Annotated in this window: 16 protein-coding genes; 10 read left to right on the top strand and 6 right to left on the bottom strand. The window is 70.8% G+C overall.

The genetic code is table 11. The annotated features are described in order from the left end of the window. Window positions 1-183: 183 nt before the first annotated feature. The 3 genes from LIV37_RS17800 to LIV37_RS17810 all read left to right on the top strand — a co-directional run bounded on the left by LIV37_RS17800 (window position 184) and on the right by LIV37_RS17810 (window position 2,493). Window positions 184-816: an HAD family acid phosphatase gene (locus LIV37_RS17800; protein WP_121824816.1), complete on the top strand. Its 633-nt coding sequence runs from the start codon at window positions 184-186 to the stop codon at window positions 814-816. A 266-nt stretch (window positions 817-1,082) separates the two neighbouring features. Then, window positions 1,083-2,021: a beta-ketoacyl-ACP synthase III gene (locus LIV37_RS17805; protein WP_020868509.1), complete on the top strand. Its 939-nt coding sequence runs from the start codon at window positions 1,083-1,085 to the stop codon at window positions 2,019-2,021. A gap of 73 nt (window positions 2,022-2,094) precedes the next feature. Then, window positions 2,095-2,493 (top strand): VOC family protein, encoded by a 399-nt coding sequence (locus LIV37_RS17810; RefSeq protein ID WP_020868510.1) that lies wholly within the window; start codon window positions 2,095-2,097, stop codon window positions 2,491-2,493. Here LIV37_RS17810 and LIV37_RS17815 read toward each other — a convergent pair. The 3 genes from LIV37_RS17815 to LIV37_RS17825 form a co-directional block, all read right to left on the bottom strand. After that, window positions 2,479-3,213, bottom strand: coding sequence for a helix-turn-helix domain-containing protein (locus LIV37_RS17815; RefSeq protein WP_020868511.1), 735 nt, complete (start codon window positions 3,211-3,213; stop codon window positions 2,479-2,481). The two genes, LIV37_RS17810 and LIV37_RS17815, sit on opposite strands and share 15 nt — an antisense overlap. Further along, window positions 3,210-3,434, bottom strand: a complete 225-nt coding sequence (locus LIV37_RS17820; RefSeq protein ID WP_020868512.1) for a hypothetical protein — start codon at window positions 3,432-3,434, stop codon at window positions 3,210-3,212. Before LIV37_RS17820 ends, LIV37_RS17815 begins: the two co-directional genes overlap by 4 nt. Window positions 3,435-4,019: 585 nt before the next feature. Continuing rightward, complete coding sequence (locus LIV37_RS17825) at window positions 4,020-4,931, bottom strand: glutaminase (RefSeq protein WP_020868513.1); 912 nt, start codon at window positions 4,929-4,931, stop codon at window positions 4,020-4,022. Window positions 4,932-5,102: 171 nt separating this feature from the next. On the opposite strand from LIV37_RS17825, the gene LIV37_RS17830 reads away from it, so the two are divergent. Further along, the gene (locus tag LIV37_RS17830) at window positions 5,103-5,693 is read left to right on the top strand and encodes an N-acetylmuramoyl-L-alanine amidase (protein WP_020868514.1); all 591 of its coding nucleotides are present in this window, start codon (window positions 5,103-5,105) and stop codon (window positions 5,691-5,693) included. A gap of 75 nt (window positions 5,694-5,768) precedes the next feature. Here LIV37_RS17830 and LIV37_RS17835 read toward each other — a convergent pair whose 3' ends face one another. Then, window positions 5,769-7,379 carry a Na+/H+ antiporter gene (locus LIV37_RS17835; RefSeq protein WP_121824815.1) on the bottom strand — a complete coding sequence of 537 codons (1,611 nt, stop codon included), beginning with the start codon at window positions 7,377-7,379 and terminating at the stop codon, window positions 5,769-5,771. Window positions 7,380-7,456: 77 nt separating this feature from the next. Between LIV37_RS17835 and LIV37_RS17840 the strand changes: the two genes are divergently transcribed. The 4 genes from LIV37_RS17840 (at window position 7,457) to LIV37_RS17855 (ending at window position 9,965) form a co-directional block, all read left to right on the top strand. Further along, window positions 7,457-7,720: a UBP-type zinc finger domain-containing protein gene (locus tag LIV37_RS17840; RefSeq protein WP_044570117.1), complete on the top strand. Its 264-nt coding sequence runs from the start codon at window positions 7,457-7,459 to the stop codon at window positions 7,718-7,720. 115 nt (window positions 7,721-7,835) lie between these two features. Further along, window positions 7,836-8,381 (top strand): GNAT family N-acetyltransferase, encoded by a 546-nt coding sequence (locus LIV37_RS17845; protein ID WP_121824814.1) that lies wholly within the window; start codon window positions 7,836-7,838, stop codon window positions 8,379-8,381. Between the two features lie 247 nt (window positions 8,382-8,628). Continuing rightward, on the top strand, window positions 8,629-9,042 hold the full coding sequence (locus tag LIV37_RS17850; protein WP_014054819.1) for an ATP-binding protein: 414 nt from the start codon (window positions 8,629-8,631) through the stop codon (window positions 9,040-9,042). Between the two features lie 17 nt (window positions 9,043-9,059). Beyond that, entirely contained in the window at window positions 9,060-9,965 is a 906-nt protein-coding gene (locus LIV37_RS17855) for an RNA polymerase sigma factor SigF (RefSeq protein ID WP_121824813.1), read from the top strand. Between the two features lie 313 nt (window positions 9,966-10,278). On the opposite strand, the gene LIV37_RS17860 is transcribed toward LIV37_RS17855, so the two are convergent. After that, window positions 10,279-10,848, bottom strand: a complete 570-nt coding sequence (locus LIV37_RS17860; RefSeq protein WP_373920626.1) for a hypothetical protein — start codon at window positions 10,846-10,848, stop codon at window positions 10,279-10,281. A gap of 80 nt (window positions 10,849-10,928) precedes the next feature. Here LIV37_RS17860 and LIV37_RS17865 point away from each other — a divergent pair, with 80 nt between their 5' ends. Both LIV37_RS17865 and LIV37_RS17870 read left to right on the top strand, forming a co-directional pair. Continuing rightward, on the top strand, window positions 10,929-11,897 hold the full coding sequence (locus LIV37_RS17865; RefSeq protein ID WP_020868520.1) for a diacylglycerol/lipid kinase family protein: 969 nt from the start codon (window positions 10,929-10,931) through the stop codon (window positions 11,895-11,897). 319 nt (window positions 11,898-12,216) lie between these two features. Next, complete coding sequence (locus tag LIV37_RS17870) at window positions 12,217-12,474, top strand: WhiB family transcriptional regulator (protein WP_014054815.1); 258 nt, start codon at window positions 12,217-12,219, stop codon at window positions 12,472-12,474. A gap of 158 nt (window positions 12,475-12,632) precedes the next feature. Here the strand turns inward: LIV37_RS17870 and LIV37_RS17875 are convergent, their stop codons facing one another. Beyond that, window positions 12,633-14,102 carry a sensor histidine kinase gene (locus LIV37_RS17875; RefSeq protein WP_020868521.1) on the bottom strand — a complete coding sequence of 490 codons (1,470 nt, stop codon included), beginning with the start codon at window positions 14,100-14,102 and terminating at the stop codon, window positions 12,633-12,635. Window positions 14,103-14,362 lie beyond the last annotated feature (260 nt).

Raw genomic sequence — 14,362 nt, forward strand, 5'->3', positions numbered from 1 at the left:
TCAGTAGATGACATACCCATCTACCGGCTGACCAGTCAACGAACGGCCCGGCACGTGTCGTTGGCCTATTAAGGCCCCTCGGCCGCGAACCGTTACTCACCGGTAAAGCAGAGGTCTTCTCATGTCCACTGTCAGCCGTGAACATGCCATCCGGTAATCGCCTCGACGCGAAGGAAGTGACCGATGACAGCAGGACGCGCGCGATCACGGCGGCTCGGCATGACGACGGTGGTCGTCACCCTCGCCCTCGGCGTCGGCGGAACGGCCACCACGGCGACCGCGGCGGCCGCGGGGGCGCCGTCGAGCACCACCGCCGCCGAGGAGGTCGACTACGAGACCTGGCAGCGTGATGTTCGCGCCATCATCGACGAGCAGGCCCGCCCGTACATCGAGGAGCGCACCGCCGACCCCTCCGGCGAGAAGCGGGCCATCGTCCTGGACATCGACAACACCTCGCTGGAGACGGACTTCGGCTTCAGCTACCCGCAGCCCGCCGTCGCGCCGGTACTGAAGCTCGCCCAGTACGCCCACCACCGCGGTGTGGCCATCTTCTTCGTCACCGCGCGCCCCGGCATCATCTACCTGCCGACCGAGTACAACCTGGAGAAGGTCGGCTACTCGGTGGCCGGTCTGTACGTACGTCATCTGCCGGATCTCTTCCAGGACGTGGCGGACTACAAGACCGCCAAGCGGGCGGAGATCGAGAAGAACGGCTACACGATCATCGCCAACATCGGCAACAGCCCCACCGACATCACCGGTGGCCACGCCGAGAAGTCCTTCAAGCTCCCGGACTACGACGGCCAGCTCTCCTGAGCCGACTGCCCTGAGCCGACTGCCGTGATTCGGCTGCCCAGAGTCGGCCCTCCTGAGCCACGGTCAGAGGTCATCCCCTTCCGCCACGACCCCCGGCACCCGCCGGGGAAAGGCCGGGAACTCCAGATCTTGGCGCTCAAGATTGGTGAGTAACCCGAGCGCACGGCACGTCCGCTCCGCTCAAGACTGGACACACCGCAGACTGTCCGTCGAGATCTCCGCAAAATTGCGCGGATACGTCGACACTGGCGCTAAGGGGATGACCGATGACCGGCTCGCACGTACTGGCGCTCGGCCACTACCAGCCCGCGAAGGTGCTCGGCAACGACGACCTCGCGGCCATGGTCGACACCAGCGACGAGTGGATCCGCAGCCGGGTGGGCATCCGCACCCGCCATCTCGCCCGCGCCGACGAGACGGTCGACGAGATGGCCGCGGCGGCCGCAGCCAAGGCGCTGGCCAACAGCGGGCTAGCCACCTCCGACATCGACCTCGTACTCGTCGCCACCTGTACGGCGATCGACCGCAGCCCCAATATGGCGGCCCGGGTCGCCGCCCGGCTCGGGCTGGCCCACCCCGCCACCATGGACCTCAACGTGGTGTGCGCGGGCTTCACCCACGCCCTCGCCACCGCCGACCACACCATCCGGGCCGGGGCGGCCGGCGCGGCCCTGGTGATCGGCGCGGAGAAGTTCAGCGCGGCCACCGACTGGACCGACCGCTCCACCTGCGTACTGACCGGCGACGGCGCGGGCGCGGCCGTGGTGGTGGCCGCCGAGCGGCCGGGCGTCGGCCCCGTGGTGTGGGGCTCGGTCCCGGAGATGGGCGGCGCGGTCCGTATCGAGGGCACACCGCCCCGGTTCGCGCAGGAGGGCCAGACCGTCTACCGCTGGGCCACCACCCATCTGCCGCCGATCGCGCGGCAGGTGTGCGAACGGGCCGGGCTCGCCCCGGAGGACCTGGCCGGTGTCGTACTGCACCAGGCCAATCTGCGGATCATCGAACCGGTCGCGCGCAAGCTGGGCGCGGTCAACGCGGTGATCGCCCGCGATGTGGTGGAGTCCGGCAACACCTCGGCGGCCAGCATTCCGCTCGCCCTCTCCAAGCTGGTCGAACGCGGCGAGGTGCCCTCCGGCGCCCCGGTGCTGCTCTTCGGCTTCGGCGGCAACCTGTCGTACGCGGGCCAGGTCATCCACTGCCCGTGAGGGCGCCCCGCCCCCGGCAGGGACGTCCGATTCGTTCAAGACCGGCCGCCCGGGCGCTCCCTACGCTGCCCGTATGACAGCACGATTCGACGCCATCGGCCTGGTCGTCGCCGACATGGCCGCCTCCCTCGCCTTCTACCGCCGCCTCGGCCTCGACATCCCCGCCGACGCCGGCACCCAGCCCCATGTCGAGGCCGCCCTGCCCGGCGGCGCGCGGCTGATGTGGGACACCGTCGCGACGGTGCGCTCCTTCGAACCGGAGTGGACCCCGCCGAGCGGCTCCCACCAGGTGGGGCTCGCCTTCGCCTGCGACAGCCCGGCCGACGTGGACAAGACCTACCAGGACCTCGTGGAGGCGGGGGTGCGCGGCAAGCTGGAGCCGTGGGACGCGCCCTGGGGCCAGCGCTACGCCACGGTCCTCGACCCCGACGGCAACGGCATCGACCTCTTCGCCCCGCTACCCCCCTCCTGACCCCCGCAGCAGCAGTCCCAGGGGCACCCCCGCCAGCGCCCTGACGTCGCGGGCGAGATGCGCCTGGTCGGCATAGCCCGCCGTGGCCGCGACCTCCGCGAAGGGGAGGCCGGTGCGCGCCAGGTCCAGGGCCCGGTTCAGCCGGAGCACCCGGCCCAGCGTCTTGGGGCCGTAGCCGAACGCGGCGAGGGAGCGGCGGTGCAGCTGCCGCTCCCCCAGGCCCACGGCGGCGGCGATCCCGGCCACCGCCGTCCCGTCCGAGACCCCCGCGACGATCGCGGCGAGCACCGGATCGGGCGATTCCGCCGTTCGCAGCCGTCCGGAGGCCGCCTCCTCCAGCAGGCGGCCCGCGGCCGTCTGCCCGGTGGCGATCCGCTCGGCCAGCCGACGGACCTCCGCGCCCGGCCAGAGCGCGGCCAAGGGCACCCGTAGATCACGGAGTTCATGCGCCGGTACGCCCAGTACGGCGGGGCCCGTGCCGGGCGCGAACCGCAGCCCCACGGCCCGGGTGCCCGGCGCGCCGGGAGCCAGGTGCGCACGGGTGTCCGGCCCGGCGACCAGCAGCTCGCCGTCCGGCCCCGGCCCCGCCTCGCTCCAGATCAGATCCGTGCAGCCGTCGGGGAGCACCCGCTGCGGCCCGGTGCCGGCCGTACGGGTCCACACCACGGCGCCGTGGCCGATCAGCGCCCTCCGCTCCCGGTACTCGCCAGAGGCGCTCAAGGGACCTCGCGCAGATACATCGCGCCGCAGGAGTGGCAGAAGGGCCCCGCGTCACCCGTGGCCCACAGGTCGGCGGCCTGGGTCTCGGCGTCCGGGTCCAGCTCCCGCCCGCACATCGCGGTCGTTCCGTTCCCGCGGACCATGTGCCAGATCTTGACCGGCGCGCCCGCGACCCGCCCGGAGCTGCCCTCCTCGTATTCGGCGCGCATCTCGTGCTGCATGGCGGTACACCTCCTGCTCACACCACCACTACCCTCCATGCTCCCGCCACGCCGAGCCTCGCGCCACCTCCACCGCCGCACCAGGCCTCGCGCCACCTCCACACCGCCACACAAGGCGTCGCGCCACCTCCACCGGCGCGCCGTCCGCGCTCCCGCGCCACGCCGGAGCCATGCGCCCACGCTACGGGCTGACCGGCGGCCACCGACGCTTTCCCCTCCCCGCCCCTTCCCACTACCCGGGGCTCCGCCCCTGGACCCCGGGATCACGAGGCGAAGCCCCACCCCGCCACAGACACCACGCCCCACCGGACACCGCCCGGCCCGCAGCCGGTGACCCCACCCCCCGGACACCGAGGGGTCTGAGGCGAAGCCCCACCACGCGCCGGAACCGCATACCGATACCCATCCCGCCGCAGGCGTCACGACCCACCAGCACCACCCGGCCCACGGCCGGTGACCCCACCCCTGGACACCGGGGCCTGGGGCAGAGCCCCGCACGCGGCGGAGCGGCATATCGTCAGGTGTCGGGAAGGGGCGGGGCGGGGAACAGCCCGCCGCGGGCGTACGCGTACCGCCGGGCGCTCCCTAGAAGACGGACCAGCCGGTCAGCGTGGTGAAGTGGTCCAGGGCCGCCACCCCGGCCACCGAGTTGCCGCGGTCGTCGAGCCCGGGACTCCAGACGCACAGCGTGCAGCGCCCGGGCACCACCGCGACGATCCCACCGCCGACCCCGCTCTTGCCGGGCAGCCCGACCCGGTAGGCGAAGTCGCCCGCCGCGTCGTACGTACCGCAGGTGAGCATGACCGCGTTGACCCGCTTGGCCTCGCTGCGCGACAGCAGCCGGGAGCCGTCCGCGCGCAGCCCGTGGCGGGCGAGGAAGCCGCCCGCCAGGGCGAGGTCGCGGCAGCTCATCTCGATCGAGCACTGCCAGAAGTAGTGCTCCAGGACGGTCGGCACGGGGTTGTCGAGGTTGCCGTATCCGGCCATGAAGTGGGCGAGGGCGGCATTGCGGTCGCCGTGGGCGGTCTCGGAGACGGCGACCTCCTGGTCGAAGGCGAGGTCCGGGTTGCCGCTCTCGGCGCGCAGGAAGTCCAGCATGGTGGTGCTGGCGTCGCCGGTGAGGGTGTGCAGCCGGTCGGTGACGACGAGCGCCCCGGCGTTGATGAACGGATTGCGCGGGATGCCGTGCTCGTACTCCAGCTGCACCAGGGAGTTGAAGGGGTTGCCCGAGGGCTCCCGGCCGACCCGCCGCCACAGCTTCTCGCCGTCGTCGGCGAGGACGAGCGCGAGGCTGAACGCCTTGGAGATGGACTGCATCGAGAAGGGCCGTTCCCAGTCGCCGACCCCGGTGACCCGGCCGTCGACGTCGGCGAGGGCGATCCCGAAGCGGTCCGCGTCCACCGAGGCGAGCGCCGGGATGTACTGGGCCACCCGGCCCCGGCCGATCCGCGGCCGCACATGGGCCGCGACCTCCTCCAGCACTGCCTGGTAGTCCATGGTGCGGTGCGTCTCCTGTTGCGAGGTCGTACGGATGAACCGGTCCGCACGATAACGCGCCCCCCATCATTCATCACCCCATGTGTTTATGGGTGTGCGGCGGGTAAGCAAGCGGGTGAACGAGGCGGACCGCGACCGGGGCCCGCCTCAGGACCAGAACGGAGGCGGGGCATGGCCTCACCCATGTCCACGGGGGACTTCCTGGCGGCGCTGACGAACGAGGGCTTACAGGTGACGCAGGTCGGCGACTGGCGGCACCACAACCGGAACCACAAGGGGCCGTGGGGCCCGGTGCACGGGGTGATGATCCACCACACCGTCACCTCAGGCACCGAGGAGACCGTGGAGATCTGCCGGGACGGCTTCGAGGGGCTGCCCGGCCCGCTGTGCCACGGGGTGATCGCCAAGGACGGAGGCGTCCATCTGGTCGGCTACGGCCGCGCCAACCACGCCGGTCTTGGCGACGACGACGTCCTGCGGGCGGTGATCGCCGAGAAGGCGCTTCCGTCGGACAACGAGGCGAACACCGACGGGAACCGCGCCTTCTACGGCTTCGAATGCGAGAACCTGGGCGACGGCGAGGACCCGTGGCCCGAGGCCCAGCTGGACGCGATCGCGCGGGCCGCGGCGGCCGTGTGCCGCCATCACGGCTGGACCGAGCGCTCGGTGATCGGCCACCTCGAATGGCAGCCGGGCAAGGTGGATCCGCGTGGCTTCACCATGGCCTCGATGCGCGACCGGATCCGCGAACAGCTCAAGTAGGGCGCTCAGGGACGTCACAGAGCGCCCTCGGGGAAGCGCGCGGCGCGTAGGGGCGGCCGCGGAGGGGCACGGGGCTCAGGCTCCGTCCTCCGTGGCCCCCTCCCGGTAGAGCGCCGCCTCCTCCAGGTCCAGCCGCCGCAGCAGCGACCGCAGCATCTCCTCGTCGATCCGCCGGGCGTCCCGCAGATCCACGAACACCGCCCGCTCGGCCTCGATCATCTCCCGGGCCAGCCGCCGATAGGTGTCGTCCGCCGATTCGCCGGTCACCTCGTTGACCGCGCCCAGCCGCTCCCATACGGCGTTGCGGCGCTGTTCCAGCACGGTGCGCAGCCGGTCGGCGAGCGGCGACGGCAGGGCGTTGCGCTCATCGGCGAGCAGTTCCCCCAGTCGGCGCTCGGCGGCCAGCGACGCGGTGTTCTGCGCCTGGGCCTCGGCGAGGGTCTCGGCGTGGGGGTCACGGCCGGGCAGCCCGAGCAGCCGGATCAGGGACGGCAGGGTGAGCCCATGGATCACCAGGGTGCCGATGACGGTGGTGAAGGTGAGGAAGAGGATCAGGTTGCGGGCCGGGAAGGGGGCACCGCCGTGCACGGTCTCCGGGATCGAGAACGCGATGGCCAGCGAGACCACGCCGCGCATCCCGGCCCAGCCGACGATGACCGGCGCGGTCCAGTTGGTGCCGGGCTCGCGCTCGCGGATCCCGGGGAAGAGCATGCGCGGCACGAAGGTCGACGGGAAGACCCAGACGTAGCGGGCGGCCACCACGGCCAGGAAGACGACGGCCGCGTACCAGGCGGCCTCGTCCGCCCCGTACTCCCCCAGGCCGCCCACCACGACCCGCAGTTGCAGCCCGATCAGCGCGAACACCGCCGACTCCAGAACGAAGTCGATCATGCGCCAGACCGCCGCCTCCTGGAGCCGGGTGGCGAAGTCGACCTGCCAGGAGTGGTGTCCGAGGTAGAGCCCGACCACCACGACGGCCAGCACACCCGACGCCTCGAACTGCTCGGCGACGGCGTAGGCGACGAAGGGGATCAGCAGCGAGAGGGTGTTCTGCAGCAGAGGGTCCCGCAGCCGGGTGCGCAGCCAGTGCAGCGGCACCATCAGGATCAGACCGACCACGACGCCGCCGATGGCCGCGAAGGCGAACTCCCGCAGACCCTCGGCCCAGCTGACGCCCTCCCCCACCGCCGCGGCCACCGCCACCCGGTAGGCGGTGATCGCGGTCGCGTCGTTGAACAGGGACTCGCCCTGGAGGAGCGTGGTGAGCCGGGAGGGCAGCCCGATCCGGCGGGCGATGGCGGTGGCGGCCACCGCGTCCGGCGGCGCGACCACCGCGCCCAGCACGAGGGCGGCGGTCAGCGGCAGCTGCGGGATCAGCAGATGGGCGACCACGCCGACCGCGACCGTCGCGAAGAGCACATACCCGACGGAGAGCAGCGCGATGGGCCGCAGATTGGCCCGCAGATCGAGGTACGAGCTGTCCAGCGCGGCGCTGTGCAGCAGCGGCGGCAGCACCAGGGGCAGCACGATATGCGGGTCCAGCGTGTAGTCCGGCACCCCGGGTACGTACGAGACGACAAGCCCGGCCGCGACCAGCAGCAGCGGCGCGGGCACCGGGGTCCGGCGCGCCGCGCCCGCGACCACCGCGCTGCCCGCGACCAGCATCAACAACGGCAATACGTCCATCGTCCGGCCCTGTCTCCGTCGGCCGTCCCGACGGTCGTCCATGTGCTCCGCTCACGCGGCGTTTTAGTCTGGCAATCATGAACGAGTGCCCGCATGTTCCCGCACTGCCGCGTCCCGAACCGGAGCCGCGGTCAGACACCTGTCCCGAATGCCTGGCGGTCGGCAGCCACCCCGTCCAGCTGCGGAAGTGTCTGGTGTGCGGGCATGTGGGCTGCTGCGACTCCTCGCCGTACCAGCACAGCACCCGGCACTTCGAGGAGACCGGCCATCCGGTGATGCGCAGCTTCGAGGAGGGAGAGGACTGGCGCTGGTGCTTTGTGGATCAGCTCATCGTGCTGTGAGATGCCGACGCGTGGTGAGGTCCCGGCTCCGCGGACGCCCTGGTCTTGGCGTTTTCCGCGCAATGCCGGAGATCGACTGCCGCGTTTGTCGGTGCGGCCCGCTAGCCTTCACCACATGATCCGATCAGCGAAGCCGTCCGACATCCCGGCGATTCATGCGATGATCCGCGAGCTGGCGGACTACGAGCGGGCTCCGCAGGAGGCGAAGGCCACCGAGGAGCAGCTGCGCGAGGCGCTCTTCGGGGCGCATCCCGCGGTGTTCGCGCTGATCGCCGAGGAGGCCGGTGGCGCCGGAGAGCCCACCGCTCCGGTGGGGTTCGCCCTGTGGTTCCGTAACTTCTCCACCTGGACAGGCACCCATGGCGTGTATCTGGAGGACCTGTACGTCATCCCGCGGGCCCGCGGGGGCGGTCACGGCAAAGCGCTGCTCGCCGAGCTGGCACGGATCTGCGTGGAGCGGGGATATGCCCGTTTCGAATGGCCGGTGCTCGACTGGAACGAGCCCGCGATCGGCTTCTACGCCGCGATCGGCGCGGAGGCAATGGACGAATGGACGGTGCGCAGGCTCTCCGGAGAGCCGCTGCGAGCGCTGGCCGCTCAGGCCATGGGCACCGCCATGACCAGCGATTTCCTGAGTGAGGCGACATCTCTTTCGAATTGAGACCGCAAACCCTCTAGCCACGCTGCGTACTCATGTGCTTACTATGAGTGATATCGCAGCCTTGTGGGCCGGGGTTCACCCGCGATGGGGGCCGTGCTTCGTCCGGGCGACACCGAACCGCAGATCGCGATAGCGTCGCAGCCAAAGTACATACAGCGCCGACCCGTATCACCCTCCACCATAAGGGTTCGGGGCCGACGCTCCAATCAGCTCAGCTCAATCAGCTTGTGTCACCTTGGAGGTGAGGGTGTCCCAGATCGCAGGCGAGCCCGGGACCCAGGACTTCGTGGAAGTCCGGCTGCCCGCTGCGGGTGCCTATCTGTCGGTGCTGCGGACGGCCACCGCCGGCCTCGCAGCCCGCTTGGACTTCACCCTCGACGAAATCGAGGATCTGCGTATCGCCGTGGATGAGGCATGCGCGATCCTGCTGCAGCAAGCCGTGTCCGGCAGTGTGCTGAGCTGCGTCTTCCGCTTGATCGACGACGCACTCCAGGTGACCGTCTCGGCTCCCACCACCGACGGTCGCGCCCCCGAGCGCGACACCTTCGCCTGGACGGTGCTCTCCGCACTGGCGGGCAAGGTGGACTCGACGGTGGCCGAGGACCGAACGGTCAGCATCAGCCTGTACAAGGAGCGCGGCGCCGGCCCCGGACAGCCGTGACGGAACAAGGGGGCTCCGTGAGCACTGCATCATCGCGGGGAGTAGGTACCCCGGCCATCCCGCACCCGCCGGCCCGGCCGCATCCCGCGGACTCGGAGGCGGCAGGAGACCGACCAGAGCGGGCGGACCACATGGATCAGCACGAGCAGGTGCATCAGCAGCACGATCCGCAGGACCGGAGTGGCGCGCGGGCGATGTTCGCCGAGCTGCGACAACTGCCGGAGGGCTCCACCGAGCGGGCCGAGCTGCGCAACAACCTCGTTCGTATGCATCTGCCGCTGGTGGAGCACCTGGCCCGGCGCTTCCGCAACCGCGGCGAGCCGCTGGACGACCTCACCCAGGTCGCCACCATCGGGCTGATCAAGTCCGTGGACCGGTTCGATCCGGACCGCGGTGTGGAGTTCTCCACCTATGCGACACCAACGGTCGTGGGCGAGATCAAGCGCCACTTCCGTGACAAGGGCTGGGCGGTGCGGGTGCCGCGCCGGCTTCAGGAGCTGCGGCTGTCCCTGACCACGGCCACCGCGGAGCTCTCCCAGCGCCATGGCCGCGCCCCGACCGTCCATGAGCTGGCCCAGCATCTGTCCATCTCCGAGGAGGAGGTGCTGGAGGGGCTGGAGTCCGCCAATGCCTACAGCACCCTGTCCCTGGACGTCCCGGACACGGACGACGAGTCCCCGGCGGTCGCCGACACCCTCGGCGCGGAGGACGAGGCGCTCGAGGGCGTCGAGTACCGCGAGTCCCTCAAACCCCTGTTGGAGGATCTGCCACCGCGCGAGAAGAAGATCCTGCTGCTGCGCTTCTTCGGCAATATGACGCAGTCGCAGATCGCGCAGGAGGTCGGCATCTCCCAGATGCATGTCTCCCGGCTGCTGGCCCGCACGCTCGCGCAGCTGCGCGACAAGCTGCTGGTCGAGGAGTAGCGAGCGCTATGGGGCGCCTCCGGTGGGCTGTCCCCCTCCCCGCCCCTTCCCGATACCAGAAGCTCCGCCCCCGGGGCCCAGTCCCCGGGGCCCAGTCCCCGGGGCAAAACCCCACCACGCGGCGGAGCCGCACACCGACGCTGGGGGGAAGGGGTGAAGCCCCGGCCCGGGGTCTGAGGTCGAACCCGCTCCAGGACCTGGAGCGAAGCCCCGGTTGCGGGGGCTGGGGCGGCGTCCCGAATTCGGGGGCTGGGGTGGGCCCCAGGTTCGGGGAGGGGCGGGGAGGGGGCAGGTCGCCGGAGGCGGGGAGGGGCTATGTGTCGCGGGGGCCGATGCCCAGGGCCTCGGTTGCCGTTGGGTTGATCAGCAGCGCCAGGACGGCGAGGGCCGCGACGGCGGTGGCCACTCCGGCGGCGATCAGCCCGCCGCCGTTCTGCAGCAGCGTCCAGGCCACCGGCAGCGCCATCAGCTGGGTGATCATCGCGGGCCCGCGGCTCCAGCGGCGGCGCAGCCACAGCCCACGGGCCGCCAGCAGCGGCAGCAGGGCCAGGGCCAGCACGGTGACCCCGAGCATCTCCGCCTGCTGCGGGCTCTCCGGATCTCCGGTCAGCCCCATGATCAGTACGTAGAAGCCGAAGCCCAGCAGCACCACGCCTTCCGCGGCGGCCAGTACCGCGGCCGCGGTCAGCCGTGCGGGGCGGGGCCCGGTGGGCGCGGCGTCGGCGGCACCGGCGGCGGTGGTCGGCTTGGTGGCGGCGGTCGCCTTGGCGGCCCCCGCGTCCGGCCTGGCCACGGCCTTCCGCTCGGTCGCCTTCCGCGCCGTGGCCTTTTGCGCCTTCTTAGCGGCAGCGGACTTCGCGGTAGCGGACTTCTTACTGCTCACCCCAGCAGCCTAGCCGTCCTCGAGGCGCCCGGGCCCTACCCCCCTGGGGCCGGTCGTCCCGGATAGGTAGGCTGGCGCGCATGCGCGCACTCCTCGTGGTCAATCCGGCAGCAACCACCACCAGTGCCCGCACCCGGGATGTTCTGTTCCACGCGCTCGCCAGCGATCTGAAGCTGGACGTGGCGACCACGGAGTACCGGGGGCACGCCCGCGACCTGGCTCGGCGGGCGGTCGACGGCGGCACGCATGAACTGGTCGTGGCGTTCGGCGGCGACGGCACCGTCAACGAGGTCGTCAACGGACTGCTGCACCATGGCCCCGCCCCGCAGGAGTTGCCCCGGCTCGCGGTCGTGCCCGGCGGCTCCACCAATGTCTTCGCACGTGCCCTCGGGCTGCCCAATGACGCCGTCGAGGCGACCGGCGCCCTGCTGGACGCGTTGAGAGACAGCACCGAGCGCACCGTGGGCCTCGGGCTCGCGGGCGGCACTCCGGGCACCCGGGACGAATCGGTCCCGGCTCGCTGGTTCACCTTCTGCGCCGGGCTGGGCTTCGACGCGAGCGTCATCGGCCGGGTCGAACAGCAACGCGAGCGCGGTAAGCGGTCCACCCACGCGCTCTACATACGGCAGATGGTGCGGCAGTTCATGGGGGAGCCGCACCGGCGGCAGGGCACCATCACCATCGGCCGGCCGGGCGAGGACTCGATCGAGGAGCTCGCGCTGTCGATAGTCTGCAACACCTCCCCGTGGACCTTCCTGGGCAATCGCCCGGTCTACGCGGCGCCCCAGGCGTCCTTCGACACCGCCCTCGACGTGCTGGGACTCGCCAAGCTGTCGGCGCCGGCGATGACCCGTTACGCGACCCAGTTGCTGACGTCGACACCCGAGCGCGGGCCCCGCGGGAAGCATGTGGTAGCGCTTCACGATCTGACGGACTTCACCTTGCAATCCCAGGCGCCACTGCCGTTCCAGATGGACGGTGACCATCTGGGACTGCGTACGAGCGTGACGTTCACAGGCGTACGCCGTGCACTGCGTGTGATTGTGTGAGTGAGACCGCAAAAAGTCCTTCCAGTCGAACGTTTACCCTGGACTCCACCCACCGGAAGTACGGCTGTGACCGAGCCGACACCAAGGAATCAAAAAAAACTTTCCGGAAGGGGTTGTATCCGTCGCCGAGGTTTGCGAGTCTCTTCTTGGCGATCGGGACGGCCTTCTGAAAGGCCCCCTTGAGAGCCCGAACCCCCTCCTCATTCCACAGGACCGCACCAGCCCCAACTGGTTCGGCGGCCCTACGCTTGCGGGGGGATTCGTGAAAGCGTTCACATTCACAAGCAACGAGCCCGCAATACGAGGAGATGGAGCAGCCATGGACTGGCGTCACAACGCCGTTTGCCGCGAGGAAGACCCCGAGCTGTTCTTCCCCATCGGCAACACCGGTCCTGCGCTGCTGCAGATCGAGGAAGCCAAGGCCGTCTGCCGCCGCTGCCCCGTCATGGAGCAGTGCCTGCAGTGGGCGCTTGAGTCCGGCCAGGACTCCGGCGTCTGGGGTGGAATGAGCGAAGACGAGCGCCGCGCCATGAAGCGCCGTGCCGCTCGCAACCGGGCACGCAACGCCAGCGCCTGAAGCCCGGCACCCCGTGGCCCCCGAGCCGCAGCGCGTAGAACCCCCGATGCGCACAGCAAATTGAGCTTTGAGCCCCGGACCGGATGGGTCCGGGGCTCAGTGCTTTCCGGGCGCATTTCCACCCCGATAACGATGCGGACAACAATGCGCTCAGCACATCAGTGCTTCTCCGCACCCACCGGGAAGTCCAGCATCACCCGGGTGCCGCGCTCCGGGGCGGGCACCATGTCGAACGTCCCGCCCAGCTCGCCCTCCACCAGGGTGCGGACGATCTGAAGCCCCAGGTTTCCGGCCCGCTGGGGGTCGAACCCCTCGGGCAGTCCGCGCCCGTCGTCCTGGACGATCACCGAAAGCCGGCTCTCCTCACCGCCGCCCCCGCGCATCGCCGAGACCTCGACCGTGCCCTGCTCCCCCGGTCCGAAGCCGTGCTCCAGCGCGTTCTGCAGCACTTCGGTGAGGACCATGGACAGCGGGGTGGCCACCTCGGCGTCCAGGATGCCGAACCGCCCGGTGCGGCGGCCGGTCACCTTGCCGGGCGATATCTCGGCCACCATCGCGAGCACCCGGTCGGCTATGTCGTCGAACTCGACCCGCTCGTCGAGGTTCTGCGAGAGGGTCTCGTGGACGATGGCGATCGAGCCGACCCTGCGCACCGCCTCGTTGAGCGCCTCCCGCCCCTGGGCCGAGTCCATGCGGCGGGCCTGGAGCCGCAACAGGGCCGCCACCGTCTGGAGGTTGTTCTTCACCCGGTGGTGGATCTCCCGGATGGTGGCGTCCTTGGTGATCAACTCGCGCTCGCGGCGGCGCAGTTCGGTGACGTCCCGCAGCAGCACCAGCGAGCCGATGTGCAGCCCCTTGGGCTTGAGCGGGATGGCCCGCAGCTGGATGACCCCGTCGCCGCCCTCGACCTCGAACTCCCGGGGCGCCCAGCCGCTGGCCAGTTTGACCAGCGCCTCGTCCACCGGGCCGCGCACCGGGGCGAGTTCGGCGGTGGTCTTGCCCAGGTGGTGGCCGACGAGGTCGGCGGCGAGGCCCAGCCGGTGGTAGGCGGAGAGCGCGTTGGGGCTCGCGTACTGGACCACCCCGTCCGCGTCGAGCCGGATCAGCCCGTCGCCGGCGCGCGGTGAGGCGTCCATGTCGACCTGCTGGTTGGGGAACGGAAACGATCCAGCGGCGATCATCTGGGCGAGGTCGGACGCGCTCTGGAGGTAGGTGAGCTCCAGCCGGCTGGGGGTCCGTACGGTCAGCAGATTGGTGTTCCGCGCGATCACGCCGAGGACCCGGCTCTCCCGCCGGACCGGGATGGACTCCACCCGGACCGGCACCTCCTCGCGCCACTCGGGGTCGCCCTCCCGGACGATCCGGCCCTCGTCCAGGGCGGCGTCCAGCATGGGGCGGCGGCCGCGGGGGACGAGATGCCCGACCATGTCGTCCTGGTAGGAGGTGGGCCCGGTGTTCGGCCGCATCTGGGCCACGGAGACATACCGGGTGCCGTCGCTGGTGGGGACCCACAGCACAAGATCGGCGAAGGAGAGGTCGGAGAGCAGCTGCCACTCCGAGACCAGCAGGTGGAGCCACTCGAGATCGGAATCGTCGAGTGCGGTGTGCTGGCGGACGAGGTCGTTCATGGAGGGCACGTTGTGAGCCTACCCTCACTGGTCGATTAGCCTATTCGCGCATAAGCATGGACAGACAGCAGTGGTCTAGTCCAGAATATCGAGCACTGCGATCTTCCGCTCTCCCCGCACAGGAGGGCGGATCGAGGAACCCGGAGCGCTCTGCCCTGACCGCCCGGGAATCCTCAGGTCGGCCGCTCGGCCGACGCAACTCCGGGCTGCGGTGCCGGGCGGGTTGAGGGTCCTGCCCTGGCGCCGCGGCCCGCGGGTGT

This window comes from Streptomyces rapamycinicus NRRL 5491 (genome assembly GCF_024298965.1).
Lineage (GTDB): Bacteria > Actinomycetota > Actinomycetes > Streptomycetales > Streptomycetaceae > Streptomyces > Streptomyces rapamycinicus.

Bases quoted from the DNA above. Each gene is read 5' to 3' on its own strand.
- LIV37_RS17830 (WP_020868514.1), top strand. From the start codon at position 5,103: ATGGCCTCACCCATGTCCACGGGGGACTTCCTGGCGGCGCTGACGAAC.
- LIV37_RS17870 (WP_014054815.1), top strand. From the start codon at position 12,217: ATGGACTGGCGTCACAACGCCGTTTGCCGCGAGGAAGACCCCGAGCTG.
- LIV37_RS17825 (WP_020868513.1), bottom strand. From the start codon at position 4,931: ATGGACTACCAGGCAGTGCTGGAGGAGGTCGCGGCCCATGTGCGGCCG.
- LIV37_RS17845 (WP_121824814.1), top strand. From the start codon at position 7,836: ATGATCCGATCAGCGAAGCCGTCCGACATCCCGGCGATTCATGCGATG.
- LIV37_RS17865 (WP_020868520.1), top strand. From the start codon at position 10,929: ATGCGCGCACTCCTCGTGGTCAATCCGGCAGCAACCACCACCAGTGCC.
- LIV37_RS17840 (WP_044570117.1), top strand. From the start codon at position 7,457: ATGAACGAGTGCCCGCATGTTCCCGCACTGCCGCGTCCCGAACCGGAG.
- LIV37_RS17820 (WP_020868512.1), bottom strand. From the start codon at position 3,434: ATGCAGCACGAGATGCGCGCCGAATACGAGGAGGGCAGCTCCGGGCGG.
- LIV37_RS17875 (WP_020868521.1), bottom strand. From the start codon at position 14,102: ATGAACGACCTCGTCCGCCAGCACACCGCACTCGACGATTCCGATCTC.
- LIV37_RS17835 (WP_121824815.1), bottom strand. From the start codon at position 7,379: ATGGACGTATTGCCGTTGTTGATGCTGGTCGCGGGCAGCGCGGTGGTC.
- LIV37_RS17805 (WP_020868509.1), top strand. From the start codon at position 1,083: ATGACCGGCTCGCACGTACTGGCGCTCGGCCACTACCAGCCCGCGAAG.
- LIV37_RS17810 (WP_020868510.1), top strand. From the start codon at position 2,095: ATGACAGCACGATTCGACGCCATCGGCCTGGTCGTCGCCGACATGGCC.
- LIV37_RS17800 (WP_121824816.1), top strand. From the start codon at position 184: ATGACAGCAGGACGCGCGCGATCACGGCGGCTCGGCATGACGACGGTG.